Origin of the sequence: Gimesia sp. (assembly GCF_048262075.1) — a bacterium.
GTDB lineage: Bacteria > Planctomycetota > Planctomycetia > Planctomycetales > Planctomycetaceae > Gimesia.
Map to the genome: position 1 here is coordinate 87,718 of NZ_JBLXFK010000018.1, position 24,283 is coordinate 112,000.

The 24,283-nt window shown below is 51.9% G+C and carries 26 protein-coding genes; 17 read left to right on the forward strand and 9 right to left on the reverse strand.

Annotation, left to right across the window (positions count from 1 at the left end):
* Positions 1 to 42 precede the first annotated feature (42 nt).
* Complete coding sequence (locus ACN0YH_RS25100; protein WP_417382345.1) at positions 43 to 945, reverse strand: DUF1559 domain-containing protein; 903 nt, start codon at positions 943 to 945, stop codon at positions 43 to 45.
* Between the two features lie 470 nt (positions 946 to 1,415).
* Between ACN0YH_RS25100 and ACN0YH_RS25105 the strand changes: the two genes are divergently transcribed.
* The 6 genes from ACN0YH_RS25105 to ACN0YH_RS25130 all read left to right on the forward strand — a co-directional run bounded on the left by ACN0YH_RS25105 (position 1,416) and on the right by ACN0YH_RS25130 (position 5,409).
* A complete protein-coding gene (locus ACN0YH_RS25105; protein WP_417382346.1) occupies positions 1,416 to 2,327 on the forward strand; it encodes a phytoene/squalene synthase family protein in 912 nt (303 codons plus the stop codon).
* Between the two features lie 116 nt (positions 2,328 to 2,443).
* Positions 2,444 to 3,028: a hypothetical protein gene (locus tag ACN0YH_RS25110; RefSeq protein WP_417382347.1), complete on the forward strand. Its 585-nt coding sequence runs from the start codon at positions 2,444 to 2,446 to the stop codon at positions 3,026 to 3,028.
* Positions 3,029 to 3,264: 236 nt separating this feature from the next.
* Entirely contained in the window at positions 3,265 to 3,768 is a 504-nt protein-coding gene (locus ACN0YH_RS25115) for a Clp protease N-terminal domain-containing protein (protein WP_417382348.1), read from the forward strand.
* A 321-nt stretch (positions 3,769 to 4,089) separates the two neighbouring features.
* Positions 4,090 to 4,479 carry an enhanced serine sensitivity protein SseB C-terminal domain-containing protein gene (locus ACN0YH_RS25120; protein ID WP_417382349.1) on the forward strand — a complete coding sequence of 130 codons (390 nt, stop codon included), beginning with the start codon at positions 4,090 to 4,092 and terminating at the stop codon, positions 4,477 to 4,479.
* Positions 4,480 to 4,567: 88 nt separating this feature from the next.
* The gene (locus ACN0YH_RS25125) at positions 4,568 to 5,050 is read left to right on the forward strand and encodes a DUF3592 domain-containing protein (RefSeq protein ID WP_417382350.1); all 483 of its coding nucleotides are present in this window, start codon (positions 4,568 to 4,570) and stop codon (positions 5,048 to 5,050) included.
* Between the two features lie 95 nt (positions 5,051 to 5,145).
* The gene (locus ACN0YH_RS25130; RefSeq protein ID WP_417382351.1) at positions 5,146 to 5,409 is read left to right on the forward strand and encodes a hypothetical protein; all 264 of its coding nucleotides are present in this window, start codon (positions 5,146 to 5,148) and stop codon (positions 5,407 to 5,409) included.
* Positions 5,410 to 5,511: 102 nt separating this feature from the next.
* On the opposite strand, the gene ACN0YH_RS25135 is transcribed toward ACN0YH_RS25130, so the two are convergent.
* The 3 genes from ACN0YH_RS25135 to ACN0YH_RS25145 form a co-directional block, all read right to left on the reverse strand.
* Positions 5,512 to 6,387, reverse strand: a complete 876-nt coding sequence (locus tag ACN0YH_RS25135; RefSeq protein ID WP_417382352.1) for an endonuclease/exonuclease/phosphatase family protein — start codon at positions 6,385 to 6,387, stop codon at positions 5,512 to 5,514.
* 244 nt (positions 6,388 to 6,631) lie between these two features.
* Positions 6,632 to 7,240: a hypothetical protein gene (locus ACN0YH_RS25140; protein ID WP_417382353.1), complete on the reverse strand. Its 609-nt coding sequence runs from the start codon at positions 7,238 to 7,240 to the stop codon at positions 6,632 to 6,634.
* A 76-nt stretch (positions 7,241 to 7,316) separates the two neighbouring features.
* Positions 7,317 to 8,807: a hypothetical protein gene (locus ACN0YH_RS25145; protein WP_417382354.1), complete on the reverse strand. Its 1,491-nt coding sequence runs from the start codon at positions 8,805 to 8,807 to the stop codon at positions 7,317 to 7,319.
* A 195-nt stretch (positions 8,808 to 9,002) separates the two neighbouring features.
* On the opposite strand from ACN0YH_RS25145, the gene ACN0YH_RS25150 reads away from it, so the two are divergent.
* From ACN0YH_RS25150 to ACN0YH_RS25160, 3 genes are all read left to right on the forward strand, one after another.
* The gene (locus ACN0YH_RS25150) at positions 9,003 to 10,454 is read left to right on the forward strand and encodes a sulfatase-like hydrolase/transferase (protein ID WP_417382355.1); all 1,452 of its coding nucleotides are present in this window, start codon (positions 9,003 to 9,005) and stop codon (positions 10,452 to 10,454) included.
* Between the two features lie 163 nt (positions 10,455 to 10,617).
* Positions 10,618 to 11,652, forward strand: coding sequence for a N(4)-(beta-N-acetylglucosaminyl)-L-asparaginase (locus tag ACN0YH_RS25155; RefSeq protein ID WP_417382356.1), 1,035 nt, complete (start codon positions 10,618 to 10,620; stop codon positions 11,650 to 11,652).
* Between the two features lie 5 nt (positions 11,653 to 11,657).
* Complete coding sequence (locus tag ACN0YH_RS25160; protein ID WP_417382357.1) at positions 11,658 to 12,785, forward strand: C45 family autoproteolytic acyltransferase/hydolase; 1,128 nt, start codon at positions 11,658 to 11,660, stop codon at positions 12,783 to 12,785.
* Positions 12,786 to 12,821: 36 nt separating this feature from the next.
* Here the strand turns inward: ACN0YH_RS25160 and ACN0YH_RS25165 are convergent, their stop codons facing one another.
* Positions 12,822 to 14,237: a sulfatase gene (locus ACN0YH_RS25165; RefSeq protein WP_417382358.1), complete on the reverse strand. Its 1,416-nt coding sequence runs from the start codon at positions 14,235 to 14,237 to the stop codon at positions 12,822 to 12,824.
* A 157-nt stretch (positions 14,238 to 14,394) separates the two neighbouring features.
* Positions 14,395 to 15,471 (reverse strand): hypothetical protein, encoded by a 1,077-nt coding sequence (locus ACN0YH_RS25170; RefSeq protein ID WP_417382359.1) that lies wholly within the window; start codon positions 15,469 to 15,471, stop codon positions 14,395 to 14,397.
* Between the two features lie 199 nt (positions 15,472 to 15,670).
* Here ACN0YH_RS25170 and ACN0YH_RS25175 point away from each other — a divergent pair, with 199 nt between their 5' ends.
* Complete coding sequence (locus tag ACN0YH_RS25175; RefSeq protein ID WP_417382360.1) at positions 15,671 to 16,711, forward strand: hypothetical protein; 1,041 nt, start codon at positions 15,671 to 15,673, stop codon at positions 16,709 to 16,711.
* An 85-nt stretch (positions 16,712 to 16,796) separates the two neighbouring features.
* Here ACN0YH_RS25175 and ACN0YH_RS25180 read toward each other — a convergent pair whose 3' ends face one another.
* The gene (locus ACN0YH_RS25180; protein WP_417382361.1) at positions 16,797 to 17,117 is read right to left on the reverse strand and encodes a protein kinase domain-containing protein; all 321 of its coding nucleotides are present in this window, start codon (positions 17,115 to 17,117) and stop codon (positions 16,797 to 16,799) included.
* Positions 17,118 to 17,171: 54 nt separating this feature from the next.
* Between ACN0YH_RS25180 and ACN0YH_RS25185 the strand changes: the two genes are divergently transcribed.
* Positions 17,172 to 17,240, forward strand: coding sequence for a DUF3470 domain-containing protein (locus ACN0YH_RS25185; RefSeq protein WP_417382372.1), 69 nt, complete (start codon positions 17,172 to 17,174; stop codon positions 17,238 to 17,240).
* 114 nt (positions 17,241 to 17,354) lie between these two features.
* Here ACN0YH_RS25185 and ACN0YH_RS25190 read toward each other — a convergent pair whose 3' ends face one another.
* On the reverse strand, positions 17,355 to 17,699 hold the full coding sequence (locus ACN0YH_RS25190) for a hypothetical protein (protein ID WP_417382362.1): 345 nt from the start codon (positions 17,697 to 17,699) through the stop codon (positions 17,355 to 17,357).
* A gap of 205 nt (positions 17,700 to 17,904) precedes the next feature.
* On the reverse strand, positions 17,905 to 18,120 hold the full coding sequence (locus ACN0YH_RS25195) for a hypothetical protein (protein WP_417382363.1): 216 nt from the start codon (positions 18,118 to 18,120) through the stop codon (positions 17,905 to 17,907).
* A 140-nt stretch (positions 18,121 to 18,260) separates the two neighbouring features.
* Here ACN0YH_RS25195 and ACN0YH_RS25200 point away from each other — a divergent pair, with 140 nt between their 5' ends.
* From ACN0YH_RS25200 to ACN0YH_RS25225, 6 genes are all read left to right on the forward strand, one after another.
* Positions 18,261 to 19,034 carry a tetratricopeptide repeat protein gene (locus tag ACN0YH_RS25200; RefSeq protein ID WP_417382364.1) on the forward strand — a complete coding sequence of 258 codons (774 nt, stop codon included), beginning with the start codon at positions 18,261 to 18,263 and terminating at the stop codon, positions 19,032 to 19,034.
* Entirely contained in the window at positions 19,021 to 19,266 is a 246-nt protein-coding gene (locus tag ACN0YH_RS25205; RefSeq protein WP_417382365.1) for a hypothetical protein, read from the forward strand. The genes ACN0YH_RS25200 and ACN0YH_RS25205 overlap by 14 nt, the downstream gene beginning before the upstream one ends.
* The gene (locus ACN0YH_RS25210) at positions 19,263 to 19,463 is read left to right on the forward strand and encodes a hypothetical protein (RefSeq protein ID WP_417382366.1); all 201 of its coding nucleotides are present in this window, start codon (positions 19,263 to 19,265) and stop codon (positions 19,461 to 19,463) included. The genes ACN0YH_RS25205 and ACN0YH_RS25210 overlap by 4 nt, the downstream gene beginning before the upstream one ends.
* A gap of 116 nt (positions 19,464 to 19,579) precedes the next feature.
* Complete coding sequence (locus ACN0YH_RS25215) at positions 19,580 to 21,862, forward strand: hypothetical protein (protein ID WP_417382367.1); 2,283 nt, start codon at positions 19,580 to 19,582, stop codon at positions 21,860 to 21,862.
* A gap of 83 nt (positions 21,863 to 21,945) precedes the next feature.
* Positions 21,946 to 23,469 (forward strand): DUF2271 domain-containing protein, encoded by a 1,524-nt coding sequence (locus ACN0YH_RS25220; protein WP_417382368.1) that lies wholly within the window; start codon positions 21,946 to 21,948, stop codon positions 23,467 to 23,469.
* A 15-nt stretch (positions 23,470 to 23,484) separates the two neighbouring features.
* Positions 23,485 to 24,156 (forward strand): PepSY-associated TM helix domain-containing protein, encoded by a 672-nt coding sequence (locus tag ACN0YH_RS25225; RefSeq protein ID WP_417382369.1) that lies wholly within the window; start codon positions 23,485 to 23,487, stop codon positions 24,154 to 24,156.
* Positions 24,157 to 24,283 lie beyond the last annotated feature (127 nt).

Consider the following 24,283-nt stretch of genomic DNA (forward strand, 5'->3'; position numbering starts at 1 on the left):
CTGGCAGAGCCTGCTGTTCGCGTAGCAAACTTTGATGTGAGATTATTCGAAGTTGGTCAACTCGCCCCCACGGATACTCGACAATGACTGGTAGACATTCTTGTCAATGTTTTCTGAGATGAACCGCACGCGCCCATCGCCGAACAGAAACTGGGCACCCCCCGTATGATGGCTGCTGAAGTCATCAAAATGAGCAGCAGGATCGTTGGGAACATGGTCGGTGGCGCCAAGTACGCGGGAGAAAGTTTCTTCTCCTTCAGGGACCGCACCTACCCAGGTGGAGTACCAGCCGGCCGTGGCATCGGTTCTGCGTTCTCCCACAAACAGGGTCTGCGAAGTACCATCGGTAATATCCCGGAAGCGGGTATTGCTGTTCTGATAAAACAGGCCTGAACTCTGACAGTTGGTTCCCGGCGCTACCGTTTCGCAGTCATCCAGTTCTTCACTGCCGAACACACCGATATAGTTGGCCGTCGCCAGGCGGGCCAGGACAGTTCCCGGGCTGCCTTCTTCTTCCAGTTCGAATGTGTTGTCAGCAGGATCAGAAGGGCATCGATAGGCGGGCATGACGATGTCAATCAAGCCTGGGGTCTGTGCACTATCGTTGATGTCGAGATTAAAGTTGATCTGTTTGTATAAAGCACTTTGGTCCATGAAGGGGAGGATCATCGTGCCCCAGCCCCAGCCACTTCCATATTCCACATTGGGGCCCACGCCGGGTTGCACGCCAATCCAACCGGAAGGAAGGACACTGTGGGTTTCATGATAATTATGCAAGGCCAGCCCGATCTGTTTCAGATTATTTTTACAGGTACTGCGCCGGGCGGCTTCGCGTGCCTGCTGGACAGCCGGTAACAGTAAGGCAATCAGGATCGCAATAATGGCGATCACTACCAGAAGTTCAATCAAGGTAAATCCACGTCGTGTTGGCTTGATTTTCTTCATCACGCGACTCCAGGTTTTAACGAATAGATAATCTGAGCAAAAAATGACAATGCAATCATTATTACATAACGATTGCAGAAGTCAATGTCTAATGCAAGTAAATTGCAAAAGAGTATTGTGTGCGCGATTCGTCCCGATTTTCGTCAAGAGGCGACCGGAATATCTAACTATACGTAGTCACAAAATGATCTGATGGAAAGAAAGAGAACAGGGGAGGATTTGTCTGTTTTTCGAGGGTTTCAGGCATAATCAAGGGGAATCTTTCAGCCGCGGAATCATGCAGAGCAGGTTTTCCGGGGCAGACCGCTGGCGGGCCAGTCGGGATTGCGTGCCGGGAGTATGAATTATGAAATATTTATGAAGGGATACTCTGGCGAAGCGGGTGGTCGTATTTGAAATTGAAGTTTGTGTAGTTAAGATAGTAGTTCGTAATCACCTGTTCCCTGTTCGTGACCGTTCCCAGAGATTCGATGAATACACGCCTGTCCGAGTCCTATGCCTATTGCCAGCAGTTGGCAAAACAGACTGCGGGCAACTTCTACTATTCGTTTCTGGCGTTACGGAAAGAGCAGTTTCAGGCAATGTGTGTTTTGTACGCGTACATGCGCACGGTAGACGACCTGGGCGACCAGTCGGAACTGACTCTGGTCGACCGTGGAGATGCATTACGAAACTGGCGGCTGGAATTGCAGCAGGTCCTCGAACATCAAAGTGATCCCGACGCGCCGCCTTATCATCCCTGTTTCCCCGCGCTGCGGGATGTGATTGAACGTTATCGGATCCCTCGGGATTATTTTTTCGCGGTGATCACTGGTGTGGAGTCTGATCTGCAGCCGGTCGCGTTCGCCACCTTTGAGCAGTTACAGGAGTACTGTTACCACGTGGCAGGGGTGGTCGGATTGTGTTGTATTCATATCTGGGGCTTTCATGATGAGCGGGCCTTTGCAGCCGGGGTCGAATGTGGCCTCGCGTTTCAGCTGACCAACATTTTGCGCGATCTGGGGGAAGACATTCAGATGGGCCGCGTCTATTTACCCCAGGAAGATTTAGACCGCTTCGCATATACCCGTTCTGATATTCAGTCACAGATTTATGACCAGCGGTTTCGCGACCTGATGCAGTTCGAAGTCGAGCGTGCGAAAAGTTATTACCAGAGTTCGGAATGTCTGTTTGATTATCTTTCACCGGAAGGGCAACGCATCCTGAAAGCCATGCACCGCATTTACGGCGGCATACTCACGGAAATGGAGCGCATGGACTATAACGTCTACACCACCCGTTTCGGCCTGCCCCGCTGGCGCAAACTGCTGATCGCCGGCGAAGCCATCGTCGCCGCCCGCTGGTTTTCGGGGGGAACTAAAGGGGTCAGGTCTCATATATAAGAGACCTGACCCCTTTAGTTCGGTCTGAAGAAATATCTGTCATTCTCCGTGGCTGGCCTGTACCATAAAATGTAATCACCGGGGATCACTTTTACTATGACAGACAAAGCATATCCATGAATGATACAGCCACGCCCAGAAAAAGTAACCTCAAGATCTATGTGACGATCCTGTTCATAATCCTTGGGGTGGCCAGCTGTGTGCAACTGAGTCATTATTATGTCCGCCTGCCGGAAATTCAGAGGTTGGGGGTGTCTGGCCACATGAAAAAACAGGCAGACCGGGCAGTCGAACTGGCTCATGATCTGTACGATGTCGATTTAGATTATTCGCCGGAGTCAGTCCAGGAAGTCGAAAAGATACTTGCGAAATCTCGCGAACGGTATCTGCAGGATCCGGACGCCAAACGCTCTCTCACTCCGGCGGCCCGCAGTTCTCTCTGGGGTGCCTACATTGGTGAGGTCATCAAAACGGTCAAGAAGAGTGAATGGATCTATGATCCTGAAACCGAAGTAGTGTTGCTCCAGCTTTCAGCAGAAGATCAAAAGCCGAAATTCATGCCAATGAAATGGTGTTATCTTCGCATCACCGAGGGAAGGCCGGAAGATAATGTCTGGTACCAATTCCTGCTCGTGACAGTCGATCCGCATCCCAGTCAGCATCGCGAAACCCCGAAGCCACAGGCCCCGCCTGGAGAATAAGCTCAGCTTGAAACGCTCATCACTGCCCCCTTTATCGGCAATCTGAATTTTCAAAATCAGTATTTCAGGGATGAGATCAAGCGGAGTCCCCTGGAGTAAATCAACTGCATTTATTAATGTCCCCTCACAGACTATTTAATTGACCAGTACCTGATACAATATTTTACAGTCGAGAGAGTTTCTGCAACGTAGCGTCTTAAAATCACTACTGACAAACAGCATGGCTGTGATAATAAATGTCTGATCACGCAAGAGACAGTTCTTCAATACGTGTGACCCTGTCGGAATTATCCCGACAGGAGGCTGCTGACGCGCAAAGCGAATTATTAGGAACCCAGCACATTCTGCTTGCTTTCCTGGGCGACTATGAAAACAGCGCCGCTCGTATTCTTAGTTCGTATGCAGTCACCCGCGAAAAAGCAGAAGCCGCGATCAAACAGGTCATGGCGGAAGGAGTGTGTGAAACACAAAAACGCTCAACCGACGCTGAATCGAAAACGGCTGCCCTCGCAGACCAGAAGCCCAGCACAGAGCAGGCGTCTCAAGCTTTCAGGAAAGGAAGTTTAGAAGTGATAAAGCGCCGCGATCCCGTGGCCGTCTGGGCGCATATTCTGCTCGGGCTGCTGATGGTCGAAGAGGGAATCGCAGCAAAATCACTTGCCGCCCTGGATCTGGATTTCCATCAGCTTCGCACGAGTATCTTCAAACTGCTTGATTCACCAGAAGTGCCCGTCCCCTGACAATCGTACCGGCGCTAATAGAGCGCGGTTCTCACCGTTTTTCATTGACTGGACCGCTGGAGTGGTCGGCGACAGATCGAATAAGATCGCACCCCATGTTAGTATATCGTCGCGCGTACTATGACATCCGGTCCAATTTCTTGAGAGACATTACAGGAAAACGGGAGACAGGAAATGTTGTTTAAGAATAATGCGGTCATCAGGCTCGCTGTTGACAGGCAACGACTGTCTGGTACGATTTTTTACGACTCGCAGCAGGTTACGTCATCACGGTAGCGTATCTGTAAGCTTTCCGCATATGCAGAGGCAGGACAAGAGAAGATGAATCGTGAGCGAAAGCTTCAAGCCGGCACGACCCTGTACTTTGGGGTTCCCGCCAATCCCATGTCGGAGATCATGGCAGACGCCATCGGTCAGGTCGTCGCTCAAGTTCCAGGGATCGTTGAAGCGTATTTGCCACAGTGCTACCTGGAAGGGGATGAAGAAGCGAAACAGGTGCTGGTGCTCGGCGTTGAATCCAAGAGCCGCATTCCCGGGATTATGCAGGACCTCATGAGCAAGCTGCAACTTGTTTTGCCTGCCAACCAGGGTATTGACATGCTTCCGTTCTCCACTCGTGAGCTGCCGCCAGAGGCCCGCATCGCTGAATGTCAGATCTTTGGGAACAATAATCCGGTACGAGAACAGAAACCATGGTGGAAGTTCTGGTGAAAGTCTGTCAAACCAGGCTTTGCATGGCAATAGGTAAGCCAGGCGTAAACGCAATATGATTCAATAGCTGTGGGGAGTCATTACGAAGATGTATGACGATAAGCTGTATGACAATATGAAAGCCCTCAGCCTGCTCATACTGGCCCTGAGTCTCGTTATGATTTCCTATGGCAGTTATCTGGTAATACGTGCCCAACAGAGTGCATCATGGCCGACCACCGCCGGGAAAATTACGCAATCAGAGGTGGTCATCAGCGCTGAAGACAAAAACTCAGCGACGTTCCGCATCGCTTATGAATTTGTTGTCAATCAAATCGGATACACGTCCGATGTGTATCGGTTTGGTGCAAAGGGGCAATATTCTTCAATTTCAAATACCAAAGCGAAACAAGCTCAATATCCGAAAGGTGGGGATGTCGTGGTCGCTTACAATCCCGGCAATCCAGCAGATGCCGTCCTTGAGCCCGGATCGGCAAGCCATGGCTATTTGTTTCTGGTCCTGGGTATTGGAATTGGCATTCTTGGTCCTTTGTTTTTTCGAATCAAGTACTGGTTATTGAAGAAGTCATAGAGTTAACAAAAGTGTCAGCAGAAATTTCTATCAGCTGTTATTTTGAAGCTTGGTCGATCAAAATCGACTTTTAACTTCTAAAAGGAATTCAATTGATGAGTAAGTTGAAATATCTTCTGATGTTCATGCTGGTGTTTCCACAAAGCTATCTGGCAGTGCTACTTGCTTTTGATTTGAAGTATTATGACGCCAATGAAATGGCATTTACGGTCCCGATGTATCCCTGGCCTACGTACATGAAAGTTATTTTAGCAGTTATCAGCTTTATAATGACTTCGGCATTTTTAATCTATTTCGATGCTTATCAGAGAAAAGTAAACAGCCCTGGAGACGCGACAATAAAACAGGACACAATCTAGTGCTTTGTCAAGCTGGAAATTGAGGATTGGGGGAATTGTTTATGTGCTCCGTGATCGCACTCTCGGGATATCGATCAACCCAAAATTAAAAATGACACTCCACTAGTCGTCTCGTTTCTGCTCACCAAATATCGCCAACTGTGGCAGGTGATCGCTGAGTGCGAACGCGTTCTCGTCTGCCAGGTTCAATCGAAACGCGCCCTCGAACAGCGGTCTCGATTCAACGATCTGGTTCGCAATCGGACCGTATGCCATAACATAATCGATGCGCTCGTTTTCCACGTCTGCCTGAAACGTGATCCCTTCCCCCTTGCCGACTTTGGCGAACGTATCGATCCAGCCGGCATCTTTCCAGAGTTGATACTCCTCGGTCTCTGGACTGTGGTTCAGATCGCCGATCAACAGCATTGACTGGCCGGAATCGAAATCGTCTTGCATTGACGTTAGCATCGCGTTGATCTCTTTCAATCGAATTGTGGGATCGACAACCGGATACAGATGGGCGGAGTGGACGATGAGTGGTGCGCCGGTAGGGAGCTTGATGGTGCCGCGTCCCCAGTGACGTGTGAAGAGATTCTGCGGACGCGCATATCCGAGCGGAACGTTCTCTGAATCGGTGATCTCGAACCGACTGAGCAGAGTTCCCGGCCAGTTGCCGCCGCTGGGAAAGCGGACATGGTTCATGCCCAGTTTTTTAGCAATCGCTTTGGTGACTGCTTCACCGGGTGACTCTGAAAAGTTGATGATATCTGGATCGAACAAGGCCAGTTCCATTGAGAACCGTTCTACCATCTGGTCTTTCGCAACCGCTTTTCTGGCCAGAGACCGATTGGCAGGCCACCCCCTGCAACCATAGACATTGTAGGTGATCACCCGCAGCGGTTCTGTTTTACTGTCAGTTGCAAATACCGGAAAAGCAGTTGCCGATAGCCCGGCTACCCCCAGCGCAGCACAGAACTGGCGTCGTGAAATGGTCATCGTTGTACGTCCTTATGTTCTTGGAAAATGCAGAAATTATATAAAGCGACAGGACAAAATAAAAACGCACCCTATTTATTGTCTGGGACAAATTCGAAGCCGGACAGCTATTATGGTTCCGGTATTTCAGGAAAAGAGAATTCAAAACAGCCGAAGCGAACAGGCATAACCAGGCAGGAATCGGTTCCGGACACCTTTTTGACCCTGAGTCTGACATTTCTACCTGTCCTTGAATCTAGTTGTCTTATTTCAGTGATCTGAATTCCGTCATAAACTGTTCGGCTTTGATGACCTTTCCTGCTTCAGTAACGATAAAGACGGGGGGAGCCTTCGACTCATCCTGACGGGAGAGTAGCTTTTTAAAGTCCTCTTCCGAAAGAGTTTCCTGTGAGGTCCATTGCTCTCGGTTCGCCGGTAGAAAAGCGACGACCCACTCGCTGACTTTGTCCTTTACATCTTCGTAGCCTGCTTTCATGTGGATGGCGCGGAAGCTGGTTAACGTGGATGAATCAGTTTCAGAAAAGCCTCTGAAGATGCCCGACATTCGCGGATTGCGGAGGTGTTCCGGAGTCGGCTGGTTGAGGATGTCGTTTGAATTTCCCTCCAGAAAATCGTCGGCAAAGGTTTCCGATAACAAAACTCTCCAACTCATGTTGCGTTCGACGGCATCGTTGAATACCGATTTTTGTTTTAAGTATTCGTAGTTATGAAACCCCAGTGACAGTTGCTTGAGTTTGTTTTTGGCAACGGAAATAAATACTTCCTGCCGGGTATCCTGTATCGCCGAGGCCACGACATAGCCCAGGGAGAGTGTGAGCAGACCCAGAACGATATAAATGTGACGCGTTTTCATAACTGGTCCGATTCAAGTTAAGAATGATAAAAAGGGGGGAGTAAAGTCAAGACCGTCGCTGCCCCTTTTAAAATCCTCATTCGAACTTCACCTGCACGTGATCAATCATCGGCTTCGACTTATTCGCGGTCGTGTCCGTCAGTTGCAGTTCAAAGCCGAAGCCATATCCGACGGGCAGGTCTTTCAGGTCGAGCTTGGCCGGTGTTTTTTTAACATGCTTCGACAGTCCCGGGGTATAATCGTAGGTCTCTTTGACTTCGGTCCAGTCGGTCCACTGGTCGAGTTTGCCGTCGTTGTCGGTATCGACGCCAACGCGGACTTCCACCTGTTCCACCCACGGGCCAGGGCTGACATAGTCGGTCTGCTGCTGTGTAAACAGATAGAAACGACCTTCGGCGAAGCCGATGTCGGGATCCGGGTGTCCTTCTCCGATCTTGTCGCACCAGGAGTAAGGTCCGTCGATGTTCGGACTCGTGAACCAGCCGACACTCATGTGTCCCCCGCCGGCAGGATCGTAATCGCCGAACAGGTAGTATTGTGAGCCGACACAGATCGGGGCCCAGTCGCCGTACGCTTCCTGTTCGGGTTCGTGCACGTTGTACTTGCCGATGTTGGTGTTCCAGTCCGGATGCTGCAGCCAGTGTGGGTGTTTGTACTCGGCGACCTTGCCGGTATCTTGCGTACGGTTGTCGACCGGGGGCGCGAGGAACTTCCAGTCTTTGACGCCATCTTCGCTGACAGCATGCGCGGCGAGGGGGGAGTCCCAGGAGCGTTTGCTGGCATTGATGGGACTCCAGTCTTCGAGGATCACATGGAAGTACCCCTGTTTGTCGCGGATGAAGCCGGCATCGGAACCGTGCGAGGGATCTTTGACCGCCAGCCCCATGTTTTTGCCGGGTTTTCCATCGGTGAGATCTTCGTCGATGTAGACATGCGGGTCCTGATCGTTGGGGTAATCGTAGTAGATATAAACTTTGCCGTCTTTATACTCGGCACTGGTCACCCAGCGGGAAAAATCTTCGGTGACGGGGCCGTGATGCACCCAGTTGACCATGTCGCGGCTCTGCCAGCCATGATATCCGCCGAGCCCCTTTTCCAGTCCACCCGGCGCATCGAACTGATGTTTCCAGGGAGTGGTCTGCAGTTTCACATCGAAACCGTTGAGCGTCGCAGGCTCTGCCTGGAAGCCTTTCTTTTTCTTAGCGCCGCCATAGCGACCGAAGACCCAGTAGTTGTTCGGTCCGATCGCCAGAAAGACGGGGGCGTCCTGCAGATTGACCGGACCCAGGTTGGCAACCGGTTCCCAGTTCTGCCAGACGGGTGACTGTTCGATGGTGATTGATTTCGCTGTTTGTTTCTGGTTAAAGCGTTTGATTTTACTGGTGAAGGTGGCGACTTTGTCGGTGGGGATCGCCGTGCCGTCCTGGATTTCGATGTTGTCTTTTCCGGCTGCGGCAGCCTGCCATTCTTTTTGTGTATCGATGACCCACTCATCGGCTGCGAAAGCTGCAGTGGTGGAGAAAGTAACAGACAGGATCAGCAGGAAGCATACTCTCATCATATTCATCAGTCTGGTTTCCGGGTGTGTTGAGGGCTTTGAATGACGGATTGAGATCACTCTTCAGGTTAGCCTGACCACGGGTAGATTGCAACATGTGATGCGATCGCATGCCTGTTTGTTGTTGTGATGACACAGTAGAGGGACTAAAATCAGAAAAGACTGATTGACCAATGACCTCGCTGATGCTGGAAGGTTTCTGCCATGTTGCGTGCCCTGCTGTCTGTGATCGTGTTCCTTCTGATGGTGCAGCCGACTGTTTCTGCCGAGCTTAAAAAACCGAACATCCTGTTCATTCTGGTCGATGATCTGGGCAAGGAATGGATGGGCTGCTACGGTCAAGAGTGGATACAACTTCCCGCGATCGACGAACTGGCGGCGACCGGGATGAAATTCGAGAATGCGTGGTGCATGCCACAATGCACGCCGACGCGGGTGACACTGCTCACCGGGCAGTATCCGTTTCGGCATGGCTGGACTAATCACTGGGATGTCCCCCGCTGGGGCGCGGGCGCCCATTTCGATCCGCAGTTGAATACGACCTTTGCGAATGTGCTGCGCGATGCGGGTTACAAAACGTGTGCCGCGGGGAAGTGGCAGATTGATGACTTCCGCGTGGAACCCAATGCGATGCAGGAAGCCGGCTTTGATGACTGGTGCATGTGGACCGGCTATGAAGCACAGAACCCGCCGAGTGCGAATCGCTACTGGGACCCTTATATCAATATCAAAGGGAAGGGGAGCAGGAGCTACCCCGGCCAGTTCGGCCCCGATATTTTTTGTGACTACCTGATCGAGTTCATCGGCAAGCACAAAGACGAACCGATGCTGCTGTATTACCCGATGGTTTTGACGCACACGCCTTTGACTACGACGCCGTTAAATAAGGACGAAACAGACAAGACACGCCTGTTTCCGGTGATGGTGCGCTATGCCGACAAACTGGTGGGCCGACTGATGACAGCGCTGGACGAAGCGGGCCTCCGCGAGAACACGATCATCGTCTTCACCACAGACAACGGTACCGGCGGCCAGAGCAACATTAAATTTCGCGGCCGCTTCGTGCGGGGGGGCAAGACAAAAATGACGGAACACAACGGGACCGCAATGCCCTTGATCGTCAACTGCCCGGGGACCGTTCCCGGCGGCGTGGAGACCGACGCGCTGATTGACTTCACCGATATTCTCCCCACGTTCGCAGAACTGGGGGGCGGCACGCTGCCGGCCGGTCGCGTGGTGGATGGAAAGTCATTCGCGCCGCTGGTTCTGGGCGAAACGCAAGAGGGACCACGCGAGTGGATTCTCTCAATGGGAGGCGGCCCGGCGGCTCTGCGGGACGGACGCGTGCAGCCGGCGCTGGAATACGACGACCGCGTGATCCGCGACAAAGATTATAAACTGTGGATCGACTCAAACCGGAAACCGAGCAAACTGTTTAAAATCAACGGAGACCAGTGGGAAGAGCAGAACCTGATTGACTTGCAACTTCCTAAAGTCACCGCCGCGCTGCAGCGACTGACCGCGATCGCAGCACAATTTCCCGAGAAAGACGGTGCACCGATTTACAAGAAGAATCCGCCGCAAAAGTGGGATCAGAAACCAGGGATTCCGGGAGCGGAAAAAAAGCAAAAGGGGAAAGGGAAATCAAAGCGGTAACAGCCGTTGATTTGATGCTACTACGAAAAGCACGAAACGGCACGAAAGAAAAGTAAAAGAGGCGGGTACACTGTCGAGCCTGTCTTCTTAATCTCAGTAGAAACAGGGCGTTTCATTCAGGAAGTATTTGCTCTGCAAATAAAAAGGACCGTATAATCGAGCCATGACAAATCGCAGAACCTTTATCAAATCGGCAGCGGGGCTGGGTGCTTCGTTTTCACTGTTCGCTTCCTTCAAGGCGCGTGCGCAGGAGAGATCTGCTCCCCGCCGACCTCTGATCCTCTGCAGTCGCGGAGAAGAGTGGGCCGAGAAGGTGCTCCGTCCCGGCTGGGATGTGCTGGAAGCCGGAGGCGACATTCTCGATGCGGTTGAGAAGTCAGCCCAGGTGACGGAGCTGGATCCCGAAGATCAGTCCGTCGGTTACGGTGGACTTCCGAACGAAAACGGAGTCGTGCAGCTCGATGCTTCGTTCATGGATGGCCGAACGCATAATTGCGGTTCGGTTGGCGCGCTGGAGAATATTAAGACACCGTCCTCCGTGGCCCGGCTGGTGATGGAGCGGACCGATCACATTCACCTGGTCGGCGAAGGCGCCCGGCAGTTTGCCCGGGCACACGGATTCAAGGAAGAAAATCTACTCACCGATCAATCGCGAAAGATGTGGCTCCGCTGGAAGGAGAACCTGAGCGACAAAGATGACTGGCTGCCTCCCAAAGACGGGAACTACGATCTCGATAAACGACCGACGGGCACCATCAATATTCTGGCGCTGGACAGCCAGGGCGACATGGCCGGTTGTACGACGACCTCGGGCCTGTTCGGCAAACTACCGGGCCGGATCGGCGATTCCCCTATCATCGGCGCGGGGTTGTACGTGGATAACGAAGTCGGAGCCGCAGGCGCGACGGGGCGGGGCGAAGAAATTCTGCGGACCTGTGGCAGTTTTTTCGTCGTCGAACAGATGCGGGCAGGCAAGAGCCCCCGCGAAGCATGCGAGGCATTGTGCCAGCGAATTGTGAAGATCAACGGCGGCGCAGACAATGTTGACTTCAATGACAAGATCGTCGCCATCAATAAAAACGGGGAAGCCGGCTGCGCAGCAATCCGTGGCTCGAAAGCCAAGCCCCCTCAAGCAGCGATCATTACTGCTTCGGGGATCGAAATCATCGAAGGTTCCTACCTGATCGAAACCAGGTAATTGATATGGAAAAATTCGTCATGCTCAGATTCAGCCAGCTTATATTCACTTTTGCCATCGCCTGTTTGAGTCTTTCCGGAGTCGTGCAGGCGGAAGGCTATCTGACATCGATCGGCAAAGGCGCAGATCGGATCCCGGTTGTCGTGGTCAAAGGCACGCCTTATGAAATGGGGAAACAGCAGGGAGAGTTGATCAAAGCCGACGCGACGGAAATGATTCAATCCCTGATGAAAAAGATTCAAACCGCTGAGCCCGAGCGTTGCTCGAATGCCAGTCTGGATGCGGCCTGGAAAGCGATTGCACCGCATACGGATGCCCGTTTTAAAGCAGAGCTGCGTGGTTTTGCGGAAGGCACCGGGATGTCGTTAACTTTGCTGCAGCGGGCGCATGCGCTGCCTGTGGTAATGGATTATTCCTGCAGCAGTATCGCCGCCTGGGGATCAGCCACGAAGGATGGTCATCTTTATCAGACGAGAAATCTGGACTGGACGATGGAACTGGGGGCGCAGGATTATCCCTGTATTACGGTTTACATTCCCTCAGAAGGCATCCCCCACGTGAATATCACGTTCGCGGGATTCATCGGCGCCAATACCGGCATGAATGCGAAAGGAATTGTGCTGTCGGAAATGGGGGATTCCCCCGGGAAAGATTATCCATTCAATATGAATGGCGTGCATTTCACCACGCTGTTTCGTCAGGTGATGTACGATGCAGATGGTCTGGAACCCGCGATTGACATCTTTAAAAATGCGAAACGGATGAAAAAGTATCACTATGTGGTCGGCGACGGTGCGAACCTGCGAGCCGTGAAGATGCTGGCCCATGCGCCTGATCTCGTGATCTGGAACGATAATGACCCGAAAGATGAACTGGCCCCGCAAGTCATGAAAAACCTGGTGTACCAGGATGAAGGTCGCGGGGCGTTTCAGCCACTGCAAAAAGTGTATGGCAAAATCGGTGCCCCGGAAATGATTGACATTGCCTGCCAGATTCCCATCAAAGGGGGAAATATACTGGACGTGGTTTACGATGCCACCGCGCTCGAGTTCTGGGTCTCCTATGCCGAGAAGCAGACCGAAGCTTATCAACGCCCCTTTGTGCACTTCAAACTGAAAGACTATCTGAAGTAAACGCAGCGTCGATAAACGGCAATCACTCCGCTGCTCTCAATTCGTATAAGGTACCGTTCCTGTTTTTGGATCGACCTTGTGGCCGAACTTGGCAATGTACTTACTACCGGGTAGAAACTGGTCATTCTGGGCAGCCAGTTTTTTGTTGAGCAGGGCATCGAGTTCGGCCTGGACTTGTGCGACACCAGGATCGTTGTTGAGGTTTCGCTGTTGAAATGGATCCGCCTGGTTGTCGTACAGCAGCCAGGGGCCTTTGAGATCGCGGACGTAAGTGTATCGGGTCGTTCGCAGGCCCCGGTATTCTTTGCCGCCTCGACTTCGCTGCCATTCACCGAACGGGGAAGGGCAGATGATGACCGTCGCACCGTCGGAAGGATTATCACCGCCACGCAGATAACCACTGAAATCCAGTCCTTCGACGCTGGCAGGGATTTTGAGCTCGCAAAGACCCAGCAGTGTCGGCATCAGGTCTTCGGAATTGATGGGAGTATCGAGGGTGCGACCTTTCGCGTGCTCGGCTCCATTGAGCCGGAACAGCATCGGCACCCGCAGCGATTCATCCCACGGTTTCTGTTTGCGGATCTGTCCGTGGGAATGCAGCATGTCGCCGTGATCAGAGGTGAAGACGATGATCGTGTTGTCGTCGACGCCGGTTTCTTTCAGTGTCGCCAGCAGATCGCCGACGCAGTCATCGAGCGCACTGCAGTGGGCATAGTATCCTGCCAGTTCTTTTTTCGCGGCGGCCTGCTGGTCTTTTGGTACATTGGGACGCAGCTTGATTTTCTCGGGCTCATACATGCTCTGGTATTCCGGTGGTGCCGTGTGATAGGGATTGTGAGGCGATCCGTATGACATCACCAGCAGAAACGGCTGACCCGCTTTCGACTGGTTGCGAATAAACTGCCGGGCCACCCGCGTCTGGGCGAACGCGTCGTAGCCTTCCCACGTCCGTCGCTCGGGCGAGTCGGCATAGTAGAAGGAATTGTTGTAGTTATGCGTGCATTCCAGCGCCCGCCAGAACTCAAAGCCCTGTCGACGCGCCGGCGGCGTGAAAGCAGTCCGCCCCCGCCCGTCCAGGTGCCACTTCCCGATGAATCCGGTTTCATAACCGGCCTTGTCCATCACCTCGGCAATCGTGACGGATTTGGCTGGCAGTTGCACGTCGTTCAGAAATACTCCATGTGTCAGGGGCCGCTGTCCGGTCATGAATGTCGCTCGAAAAGGACAGCAGACGGGACAGCCGGAAACGGCGTTCTTAAAGTTGACGCTGCCACGCGCCAGTTCATCAATATTCGGCGTTTTGACCTGCTCATTTCCCGCATAGCCGATCGACTGGGCCCGCCATTGATCGGTAAGAATGAATAAAATATTCGGCTGCTGCTTTTCCGCCTGAACCCAGGTGGGAGTCATCAGCAAACAGAGTAACAGGAAAAAAGAAATACGAATCAGCATGGCGAGCGTCCTTAGCAAATTTCGTCGTACCCGCGGTGCAGGCAGGACTGATCTGTTGAATGATCAATGTGAAGTCTCAATTATCTGGCAGAGACCATGCCGATTGCAACGTGAACGGCACAAACGGAACTGGAAAAGAAAAACTCCTGCATGAATGCTACTCGTCTGAAGTTCCATTTGTCTTTCGAAATTCGCTATAAGGAACGCCTACGACGCCATCCGATATTTGTCTAAGATCAAAGATTCCCGTCTCTGGCGTCGGTTCCAGTAGTTTTTCGTTGAACGTTTTCGGATCGCAGGGTTTGTTGACATCTTTCCAGGTGAGAGTCAATCGCTGTGCTTCATCCTCATTTCCCTTGGTTCTCCTTAAATAGGACAGCAAATAGGACAGCGTTTCCCCGGGAACTTTAACGCCATCGACTTCAACAAAATCGTTCTTCAGCGCCAAATTCACTTCCCAGTCACCCGATTCCCTTCGCTGTGACCAGAAAATCATTCGGCTCAGGTAGCAGGGTTCATCTGCGGTGACTTCGAAAATCGCATGAAATCTTTTATGCATACTTTCGGGATTACTGTTCTCCATTACCTTGTGAATGATCCAGGGCTCGTCTGCCTGTTTTTCAACAAAGAACTGCCCCCCTTCAAAAACTGATTTCTGGACAAACACTTCATGCATCTGCGGTCGGCCCAGCAGGAAATGGGGAACGTAGGTTAATGAAAAAACAGGAAACAGGTCGCAGTATTTGGAAGTGGGAATATAGTCTTTCTTTCGGATCGAAATTCTTTGTCTGCCACGATAGGTCGGGAAACTCTCTGACAGAAACGTCTCCTCTGTTGATCGGACAAAGGCACAGTTTTTTTCAGCGGTGCTGGTCCACTGCGCCCAGAGCGATGGTTTGACCTGTGTATCAAAGGTGAGCGTGGTCAGAATTTGCGGTACCCGTCCCCGTTGTAAACGCGGTGGCAGAAACTTTTCCGTTTCAATGACTACGGTTCCCGATTTGAGGTGACTGTCGGGACGCATCGCTTGTTTGAGCCGCTCCAGTCCCTCTTTTGGGGAGGCGTTTGAATCCCTGGGAATCTCAGGGGGTTTTGCCTGTTTGAGTTTGAGTATCGAGTCGGGCAGTTTCTCGGGCCATTTCAAAGGATCGGCTGCCAAGACAGAAACACCTGACAGAGAAGCACCCAGCATCACTGCCAGCACAGCCAGAGGTACGTGATTGTTGCAATTCATGACTCTTCTCCTCGGGAATCGGACAGGCAAAGGAACAGCAACTCTCGAATGAAAAACGTCTGTACTCAAAGCAAAACTGTATTCTGGTAAATATATTTATTCCAGCAGAGAGGTAGCCTTGGTACAATTGCACATTATGGCGTCTCTGTTCATGTGCGTCAAATACCGAAGCTCAGTTTGTCAGCGAAAGGCTGCCGCCATGCTACAAAATCACATACGAATCCCACTGGTTTTCTGTTGTGCCTGTTCGTTGCTGCTGTTGTCGGGGCAGAGAACAGCGCGCGGTGAGGACGCGGTTCCCCAGCGGCTGATCAAAGCCTGGGAGGCCTCCCGGAACCGGATCCAGTCACTGTATCTCAAAATCCGCAATGAGACCACATCCCCTTACGAGTTAACCGAACTTGCCCGGATGACGGGGCGGGTTTCTTTTGTGAAGGCAACGGAAATTGTTGCCTTTGATGCAGAGCGTCAGCTCAAACGATTCCAGTGGGATGAACAGGAGCACGCGAAGAAAGATGAGCAGGGTCACTACACGCTGGAAACGATTCGTGGCCTCGAATGGGTGACCGCGACGGAAGGGGGCCTCAATCGAAATGCCCCGCTGCCTGGCAACGTGGGAATGCAGTATGGAAAAAACTATTATCCCTTTCGCAACCTGATTCAACGATCGACTTACATGCGTGCCATCGCCCTCTGTGTCGAAGATCCACTGGCTTCGCAGGAGGACATCAGCAATGCGAAATGGTCATCACTGCCCGAGGCTCTCACACTCCGCGACTTCCAGCTGCTCAAAGAAGACGCGGATGAATTCGTCATCAGCTGGACCAGGAAAATTCCAGCCAACGGAAGGCAAGCCCGGCAGGTTTTCACGATCAGTAAGAAATTCGGCTTTCGGGTGAAAAGCGAGGAGTGGTACCGGATGCCCCAGGACCAGCTCATTTCCTCCTGCGAGTGTCGCGATTTTCGCGAGGTCGCCAAAGAGATCTGGCTGCCTTACGAAGTGGAAGAACAGTCATTTCGGGACGGCAAGTTAATCACCCGCACGACAATGAAGGTGCTGGAAGCGAAAGTCAACCAGGATGTTTCGCGTGATACCTATTTCGAATTCGCCCCCGGGACACAGGTAACCGATTTATCACAACTGACCCCCGCGCAAGTGAAAGATTTGAAAGAGACCCGCAACCTGGGCTACGCCCGCGAGTTTACAGTGGGGGATAAAAAGAGTGAGGAGCAGAAGTGACGGGCCTTTCCGCATCAATAGAAATCAATGCAGGTATCAGGGATTAAAAGGGGCCAGGGTTTACTGATAATGAGTCCTCTTCCCGTCATAGTAACGCCATCAGTTCCTGCTGCAATTCGGCAATCGTCTGATAGCGTTTCCGGGGATCATCAGAGAGACAGCGTTTTACCACACGGAAAACGGATTTCAGCTCCTTTTCCCTACTGCAGTGTGTGAACGGTTTCTCGGGCAGCCTGCCGGTGATCAGCGTCCATAAGAGTACACCCAGACTGTAAATGTCTGTTGCCGGTGTGGGCAGACTCTGGCGGCTCAATATTTCTGGCGCGATAAATCCCGCTGTGCCTCCAATGCTGTTTTCCACAGTAGTACCATCGGCGATCAGGAAAGCGAACCCGAAATCGGTCACCAGAACATTGCCATTTTTTACGAGGACGATGTCCCGGACCAGTGGAGGGAGTATATCCAGATCAATGCAGAGATGGCGGCTAAGACACCCCCGATTACTGAGAGGAAAGCCCCTTTAAAATGAGGCGGAGTTAGACGGTGTCCCGTTTTACGGTCGCGTCTCCAAGACCATTTAGACCGAGTATAACAGATCGACAGACGCTCTGGTTAAATGTGAGACGCTCTGGAAAGGGGGCTTTTACTTTTCAGTCGGCGGTAATTTCAGAGGCATCTTTTTTAATTTGCTGGTATTGATCACGACAACAATGTCGTCGTCAGTCCCGATTTTTCCATCAAAGCCGGATGACGTTCCAACAATGACATCGGGACCAAACTCATAAATAATGGTCCGGTTCCATGCATCAGTATATTCCTTTTTATTTGTTGCGATGGCATCTTTGTGCTCCGCGGCAGTTTGCGCATGTTTCCTGATGAGTTCGATTGACCTGGCCGTTCTACGCGCGTCGGTTTCGCACATCAATGGCACTGAAATCAGAGCGAGAAGAAACACAACGCAAAGTAACGCTTTTACTGAGTTGAGCACTTTATGCCTCCAAGCGTACACATCTGGCTAAAAGTCCAGATGCTCTAGGGGTGCTCCTGGTTTGTCAAGTGTTTAATTAATAACGAAATTTAAAACCGGCCGGTTTTAAAGTGATCTGGGCAAAAGTACCAAGGGGGATGCGATCGGGAGCCGGGAGGACTACCGCCGCATCTCGTTTTATTGACAGTGATATGTGACTAGAAGGTCATTTTGTCACGGGTTTTCCTGGGTTTCGGCCCATTTTCGAAATGTGGAAAAATTCAAATTTTGCTTTCAATTTGATTTGCAATTTTGGCCGACTATGTAGATACTGAGACTCAGTCTCAATTAAACCGTATCGCCCGCCAGCTTTTTTGCCAGCAAGCACCTCACCCCAACCTGTATTTAAAGAGGTATTTTGATGGTAACTTGCTTTCTTCACCCCATGTCTCCTTCGATGGATCAATGTCAGAGATCCTTTTCCAGAGACACATTCCGGGTAGATTCCAGAATAGCTTGCCTGCTACTGCTTCAATCGATCTCTCTCCTGCAATCGCAAAAATAATCAGGAGAAACGGAATCATGTATGCAACAGATGAAGAATTGGACAAACTGACGCGTTGTTACGAAATACAACGCTGGGACGAAGGGCTCTGCCTGTCTCAATCGCTGCTGAAACAGTTTCCGCACGATGGACGCGTGTGGGAATTAAGCGGCATGTTGTTCCGCGAACTGACCAGTTTTAAACTGGCCCAGAACGCGCTGGAGACAGCCACGACTTTGATCCCCCTCTCAGACCGGGCGCAGTTGGCGCTGGCTGACTGTTATCTGCACTTCGGTCAGAGACAGTTGGCGGGGGAGATGTTTCAGTTCCTGTATGAGAAAGAAGGGATCGCTCCGCAGTTGCATTCCGAGCTCAAAGATCGGCTGCAGAAACTTACTGACTCTGAGCATCAGGGTGAAGATTGGGATCAGGCAGAACTCCAGCGACCCAAACTGACCGCCGAGCATCATTACAACCTGGCCCATTCGATGGGGTACCTGGGTTATCCCCCGGAATGCGTTGAACAGGAAATCCTGCGTGCGATTGAGCTGGCACCGGATTGCCTGGAGTACCGCATTGGTCTGGCAGGTTTTCTCAGCCAGGTACATCGGGCCGAGGAAGGTTACCAGTATGTCGCCGGGCTTTCATTGCAGGAGATCTCTCGACTGGAGTGTGAGTGTTGCCTGGAGCGGCTGGTGAAAGTATTTCACGCCGGCGGCGACCATAGACGTCTACTGGCCTGCATGGACCGAGTCGAGGAAGTAAAACGTGCACAGAGAAATAGGAAGTGTATCAATAATGATGAAGAGTGAAAGTTCCATCAAGTCGGAGCCGGTCAGCAAACCTTATTATGTGAAACTGCAGGAGGGAGTGGTCGGCTATGAATCCTGTCAGGGAAAAACCGGGCTCATTTGCTCTGTCCGTGCCGATGGATTTCTGGAAGTGGACTTCTCCTGTTCCGGCGCTGAAAACCGCGTATTTCTGGATGCTTATCTGGTTGTAGAATGTCTGCCGCCAGGGCAGGGAACAGCAGGGGGAAAATGATGAGTCTGATACAACTGTTCGTCATCCATTTTGTACTGTTCATCGCGATTGGATTATTGCTGGCGGTTTTAGTGGCTTTGAATCAGATCCTGTTACGACTACGTGCCTGGTTGCGCCGTTCAGCAGTCGTTCCGCGTCTGCCTCAGAGTCTGCCTGGAAAAATGCCTCGGCAGTTCAGGAGTCACGCCAGCCACTGAATTTCATCTCTGATCGCAGGAATTAAAAATAACAGCAGAACCAGTCGCTGGTTCATTATCAATTCAATCTACACTAACGGAAGGCATTGAAAACTATGACTGACTCCGGAAATGCAGTGAGCACTTATCGAATCAGCGTGGGAATGCTGGCGCTGGTTATGCTCCTGGCAGCGCCCCCTCTGACGCAGGCAGGAACGCCGCAGCAGAAGAAATCAAAGCAGGAAACCAAACCCGCTTCGCAGTCTGAAACAGACAGTAAACGGGTGGCCCTGCATCAAGCATTGCCGGAGCCCTTAACCAGTTTTGGAGCGGCTGTGCTGGGTGATTATTTATATGTCTTCAGTGGTCACGACGGCGACGCCCACGGCGAAGGCCGCGATCTGCTGGCCGATCACTTCCGTAGAATCAAAGTGGACGATCCCGAGGCAAACTGGGAAGAGCTGGCGAAGCACCATCCGGCGCAAAGTACGGCGCTGGTCACCGATGGAAAATATCTTTACCGAATCGGCGGTCTTTCTTTTTTGAACTCCAGTGGGGAAGAGACCAACTTCAATTCGACTCAGTTTTTCTCTCGATATGATGTTAATGAAGACAAGTGGACGGAACTGGCTCCGCTGCCGGAACCACGTTCTTCGCTCGATGCTGCAGTGCTCGGTCGATCAGTTTATGTCGCGGGAGGCTGGAATCTGCAGGGGAAATCATCGCGGGATGCCCCCTGGCATGAAAATATTCTGCGATTTGACCTGGATCATCCTGAAGCAGGCTGGCAGACAATGAAAGGGCCCGGATATAACACGCGGGCAATCTCACTGGCAGCATATGATGGAAAAATTTATCTGCTGGGAGGAATCGGGAAACGGGGCATCTCACGAAAAGTCTCCGTCTACGATCCGCAGACCGACAGCTGGTCAAACGGTCCCGAATTAAAAGCAGACAGTTCCACCGCCGGTTTTGCTACCAGCTCCTTTGCCACCGGCGGACATCTCTATTACACCGGCGGTTCGGGCATCGTCTATCGCCTCAATGCTGATCAGACCGATTGGGAAGTGGCAGACCGTCTTCTGTTTCCTCGCATGTTTTTACGACTGCTGCCTCTGTCAGAGCAGCGACTGATCGCCTTGGGGGGAACTTCGATGAATGCGGGGCGGATCGGTATTGTCGAATCGCTGCGCGTGGATTCAGGCAAAGACAAATTCTCCAAACAGGTTTCGTGGTCAGTCAAGTTTGACGGACAGGCAAAGCAGAGTCAGATGCTGGTGCTCAATGGACTCAAACTTTACGCCTTCGGCGGGAATAACAGTCGCGCACCACACAACTTTACCAAAGAAACACTGGTCGATGAAGCGTTTGTGTTTGACATCGCCCGGCAAACCGTTGAGAAGCTTCCGTCATTGCCCCAGGCAGTTCAGAGTGGCAGTGCCGTTTCCCTGTCACAGACCAGTGAGCACGAATCAATATTTGTAACCGGAGGCATGGGCTTTAAGGGAAATGAGTTCGCTTCACTCAAAGAAATATTCCGCTTTGAACCCGAGTCCCAATCCTGGAGCAAGAGCCCGGTACAGCTTCCCGAGCCACGCTCCATGTTCCATGCGGCGACATACGAAAACGCTATCTGGTGCTTTGGAGGCAGTATTGTCGGCAAAGATCGTGAACTGTTGAAAACCGTTGTGCACTGGTGGGGCGATGATTCCAAACCGGCTCCTTTGCCCGACGTCAGTCTGCCGACACCTCGTCGTTCGTTCGGAGGCGCAGTCCTGAATGATCAATACTATCTCGTCGGAGGTTTGACAAACTCTTCGGGAATCGCAGAGACCGTGGATGTGTTCGACTTCAAAGAACGAACATGGAAAACCACAGCTGCTCCCAAAACACCGCGTGTCTTTCCCAGCCTGGTAGCAGCGGGAGACAAACTGTATCTGTTTGGCGGCTTTACCAATGTCGACGGTCATTTTTCTCCTGCCGGATCACTGGAAATGTATGATTCCCAGGCGGATGAATGGACCGTGGTCGCCGCTGAGCTGGCGGGCGTTGATCCTTCCATGTCAATGTTTGCCATGAATGGTCGTCTGCTGTTTTATGGCATTGATAAAAAAGAAGATGGCCTGGCGCGATTTGTACTGCTGGATCCTGCTCCTGAAACGCCCCCGGAACAGGTTGCCTCCATGAGCTTTGGGAGCAGACGCCGTGATCCGGCGCAACAGGCCAAACAGGAAGCAATGAGCCTGATGCGAAAAGATGCCGACAAAGACGGCAAACTCAGCAGTGCCGAACTGGGAGAACGTATGGCGGACTTTGTCAAGAAGGCAGATCAGAATACTGACGGTTTTGTAACCGTGGAAGAAGCGGCTACCATCATCGAGAAAGAGAATCAGGACAAAAAAAGGGGTCAGGTCCCTTAGTTAAGAGACCTGACCCCTTTAATCATTCTTTATTCAATCCTTTATTCAATAACACGTGTTAACACATTGAAAGATTTCTATAAATGAACGTTTCAAGATTGCTACTGCTGACTGTAGTCATGCCTGTCAGCCTGGTCTTCGCGCGCCAGGCGAATGCAGGGGAATACCTTTTTCAACACGAACATGTACTGGGGACTTCACTCGAGTTGCGTGTGCATACGAACTCTGCTGATCTGGCAGAACAGGCCGAAACAGCGGCGCTGAAAGAAATCGATCGACTGGCGAAGATCCTCAGTCGACACAATCCGACCAGTGAGTTGATGCAGTGGCAGAACGGCACACCGCAACAATCTGTTTCTCAAGACTTGCTGATTGTTCTGACCAGGGCAGAAAAATGGCGACAGCTTACCGGCGGTGCATTTGATATCCGTGCCGGTGCGTTTGCCGAACTCTGGAAACAGGCAGCTAAATTGCAGCAACTGCCGGCGGAAGAACAGCGACGTCAAATAGCGGTGACTCTGACGAAAGCGCCCTGGAACATTCACGCTTCGGGATCAATTCAGCGAAATGATAAGCTGGTCATCAGCCTGGATGCTTTGGGCAAGGGGTATATTCTGGATGCTGTCTGTCAAAAGATTCAGGCAGAGTGTCCCCAGGTAAGCGGACTGGTGATCAATATTGGTGGCGATCTCCGCAAGGTAGGAGCGGTGCCCCTGGAGATCGCGATTGCCAACCCGGTTGACACTTCCGAGAATGCAGCCCCCTTCATGTCTTTCCAGCAAGCTGGCGAAATCGCTTTGGCGACCAGCGGGGGTTACCAGCGTTATTTTGTAATTGCCGGTCGAAAGTATTCGCATCTCATCGATCCTCGCACGGGATTTCCCGCTGAACAGATTCAAAGTGCTTCTGTAATCGCTCCCACTGCAATGGACGCGGATGCCGCTGCGACGGCCGTCTCGGTACTCGGCATCACGGCGGGACTGGCGTTGATTGAATCGCTGGACGGATTCGAGTGCATGCTGTTGACGAACAATGGAACCGTTCGGGCGTCATCCGGCTGGCCAGCAGGCAATGCGGGATGGCAGGCAGCATTAGTCGCGGCAGATGTGAAGAGTAAAGCAAATGAAAAGACCACCGCTGGTCTGAATGTGGACTTCACATTGAATCGTCCCGAAGGAGGCCGCTATCGTCGACCCTATGTGGCTGTCTGGCTGGAAGACGAAGATGGTTTCCCGGTCAAAACTGCGCTGCTCTGGATGCAGACCAAGCAGCCCGGTCCCCGCTGGCATCGTGATCTCACACGCTGGTATCGTAATGATCGTTTTCGTAAACTGGCCGAAGACAAAGAACTGATCGGCACCATCTCGGCTGCCACCCGGGGACCCGGTCAATATCAGGCTCGCTTTGACGGCACCGACAACCAGGGCAAACCTCTGCCTTACGGGAAGTACACATTATACATCGAGGCAGCTCGGGAACATGGAACCTATCAGATCATCCGCAAGCCAGTAGAACTGCGGGCCGATCCGATCAGCAAACAGGGGCTGCAGGGTAATGTCGAAATCGGTAATGCGTCATTTGAATACACCCCCTGGTCGACAAAGTAAGAGTTTACCTCTCAGATGAGTAATCCCTCCGCGCCGCCCCGGCGTAAACGATCGTGGTATGCAACCAGCGCAGCTCTGTTTCGCTGGTTGCATATCTATATTTCCATGCTCGGATTTACGATGCTGATCTTTTTTGCGGTGACCGGCATCACACTCAATCACCCGACCTGGTTCGGCGCAAGTGAGCAGTCGGTCCGAGATGCTTCAGGGACGCTGCCGGAAGAACTCGCCATTGTTGCGCATCAACCAAATGCCGAAGCAGAAGCATCAGTGTCAGCCAGCGCCCCATTCAAAGTCGACAAATTGAACATCGCTGAATGGTTACGGAGTGAGCATGGATTGAAAGGACGTGTCCGCGAATTCGAAGTCAATGAGTATGACATCATGGTGGTCTTTAAAGGCCCCGGCTATTCAGCGGACATCTTTATCGATCCGACTGCGAACCAATACACGTTGACAGAGACCACAACGGGCGTGATTTCTGTGTTAAATGATCTGCATAAAGGCCGCGACTCGGGACTGCAGTGGAGTTGGGTCATCGACGTGTCTGCGATCGTCACAATCCTGATGTCGGTTTCCGGTTTCGGTCTGCTGTTTTATCTGAAGAAACGCCGTACTAAGGGGCTGCTGACAGCCCTCGCCGGCACAATTCTACTGGTAGCCGCCTGGGCACTCTGGGTGCCCTGATTAAAAAAGGGGGCAGGTCCAATCCTGTTCGGCACAGTTTATGCTACCTTTTTAAAATCACTGCGAACAGATAATTTTCGTGTATTTCGTGACGTTCGTGGTTTGTAAATTGGTCAATTTGCACGCA

Excerpts from the sequence above, each read along its gene's own strand:
- ACN0YH_RS25100 (WP_417382345.1), bottom strand. The coding sequence starts at position 945 with ATGAAGAAAATCAAGCCAACACGACGTGGATTTACCTTGATTGAACTT.
- ACN0YH_RS25105 (WP_417382346.1), top strand. The coding sequence starts at position 1,416 with ATGAATACACGCCTGTCCGAGTCCTATGCCTATTGCCAGCAGTTGGCA.
- ACN0YH_RS25110 (WP_417382347.1), top strand. The coding sequence starts at position 2,444 with ATGAATGATACAGCCACGCCCAGAAAAAGTAACCTCAAGATCTATGTG.
- ACN0YH_RS25115 (WP_417382348.1), top strand. The coding sequence starts at position 3,265 with ATGTCTGATCACGCAAGAGACAGTTCTTCAATACGTGTGACCCTGTCG.
- ACN0YH_RS25120 (WP_417382349.1), top strand. The coding sequence starts at position 4,090 with ATGAATCGTGAGCGAAAGCTTCAAGCCGGCACGACCCTGTACTTTGGG.
- ACN0YH_RS25125 (WP_417382350.1), top strand. The coding sequence starts at position 4,568 with ATGTATGACGATAAGCTGTATGACAATATGAAAGCCCTCAGCCTGCTC.
- ACN0YH_RS25130 (WP_417382351.1), top strand. The coding sequence starts at position 5,146 with ATGAGTAAGTTGAAATATCTTCTGATGTTCATGCTGGTGTTTCCACAA.
- ACN0YH_RS25135 (WP_417382352.1), bottom strand. The coding sequence starts at position 6,387 with ATGACCATTTCACGACGCCAGTTCTGTGCTGCGCTGGGGGTAGCCGGG.
- ACN0YH_RS25140 (WP_417382353.1), bottom strand. The coding sequence starts at position 7,240 with ATGAAAACGCGTCACATTTATATCGTTCTGGGTCTGCTCACACTCTCC.
- ACN0YH_RS25145 (WP_417382354.1), bottom strand. The coding sequence starts at position 8,807 with ATGAATATGATGAGAGTATGCTTCCTGCTGATCCTGTCTGTTACTTTC.
- ACN0YH_RS25150 (WP_417382355.1), top strand. The coding sequence starts at position 9,003 with ATGTTGCGTGCCCTGCTGTCTGTGATCGTGTTCCTTCTGATGGTGCAG.
- ACN0YH_RS25155 (WP_417382356.1), top strand. The coding sequence starts at position 10,618 with ATGACAAATCGCAGAACCTTTATCAAATCGGCAGCGGGGCTGGGTGCT.
- ACN0YH_RS25160 (WP_417382357.1), top strand. The coding sequence starts at position 11,658 with ATGGAAAAATTCGTCATGCTCAGATTCAGCCAGCTTATATTCACTTTT.
- ACN0YH_RS25165 (WP_417382358.1), bottom strand. The coding sequence starts at position 14,237 with ATGCTGATTCGTATTTCTTTTTTCCTGTTACTCTGTTTGCTGATGACT.
- ACN0YH_RS25170 (WP_417382359.1), bottom strand. The coding sequence starts at position 15,471 with ATGAATTGCAACAATCACGTACCTCTGGCTGTGCTGGCAGTGATGCTG.
- ACN0YH_RS25175 (WP_417382360.1), top strand. The coding sequence starts at position 15,671 with ATGCTACAAAATCACATACGAATCCCACTGGTTTTCTGTTGTGCCTGT.
- ACN0YH_RS25200 (WP_417382364.1), top strand. The coding sequence starts at position 18,261 with ATGTATGCAACAGATGAAGAATTGGACAAACTGACGCGTTGTTACGAA.
- ACN0YH_RS25205 (WP_417382365.1), top strand. The coding sequence starts at position 19,021 with ATGATGAAGAGTGAAAGTTCCATCAAGTCGGAGCCGGTCAGCAAACCT.
- ACN0YH_RS25210 (WP_417382366.1), top strand. The coding sequence starts at position 19,263 with ATGATGAGTCTGATACAACTGTTCGTCATCCATTTTGTACTGTTCATC.
- ACN0YH_RS25220 (WP_417382368.1), top strand. The coding sequence starts at position 21,946 with ATGAACGTTTCAAGATTGCTACTGCTGACTGTAGTCATGCCTGTCAGC.
- ACN0YH_RS25225 (WP_417382369.1), top strand. The coding sequence starts at position 23,485 with ATGAGTAATCCCTCCGCGCCGCCCCGGCGTAAACGATCGTGGTATGCA.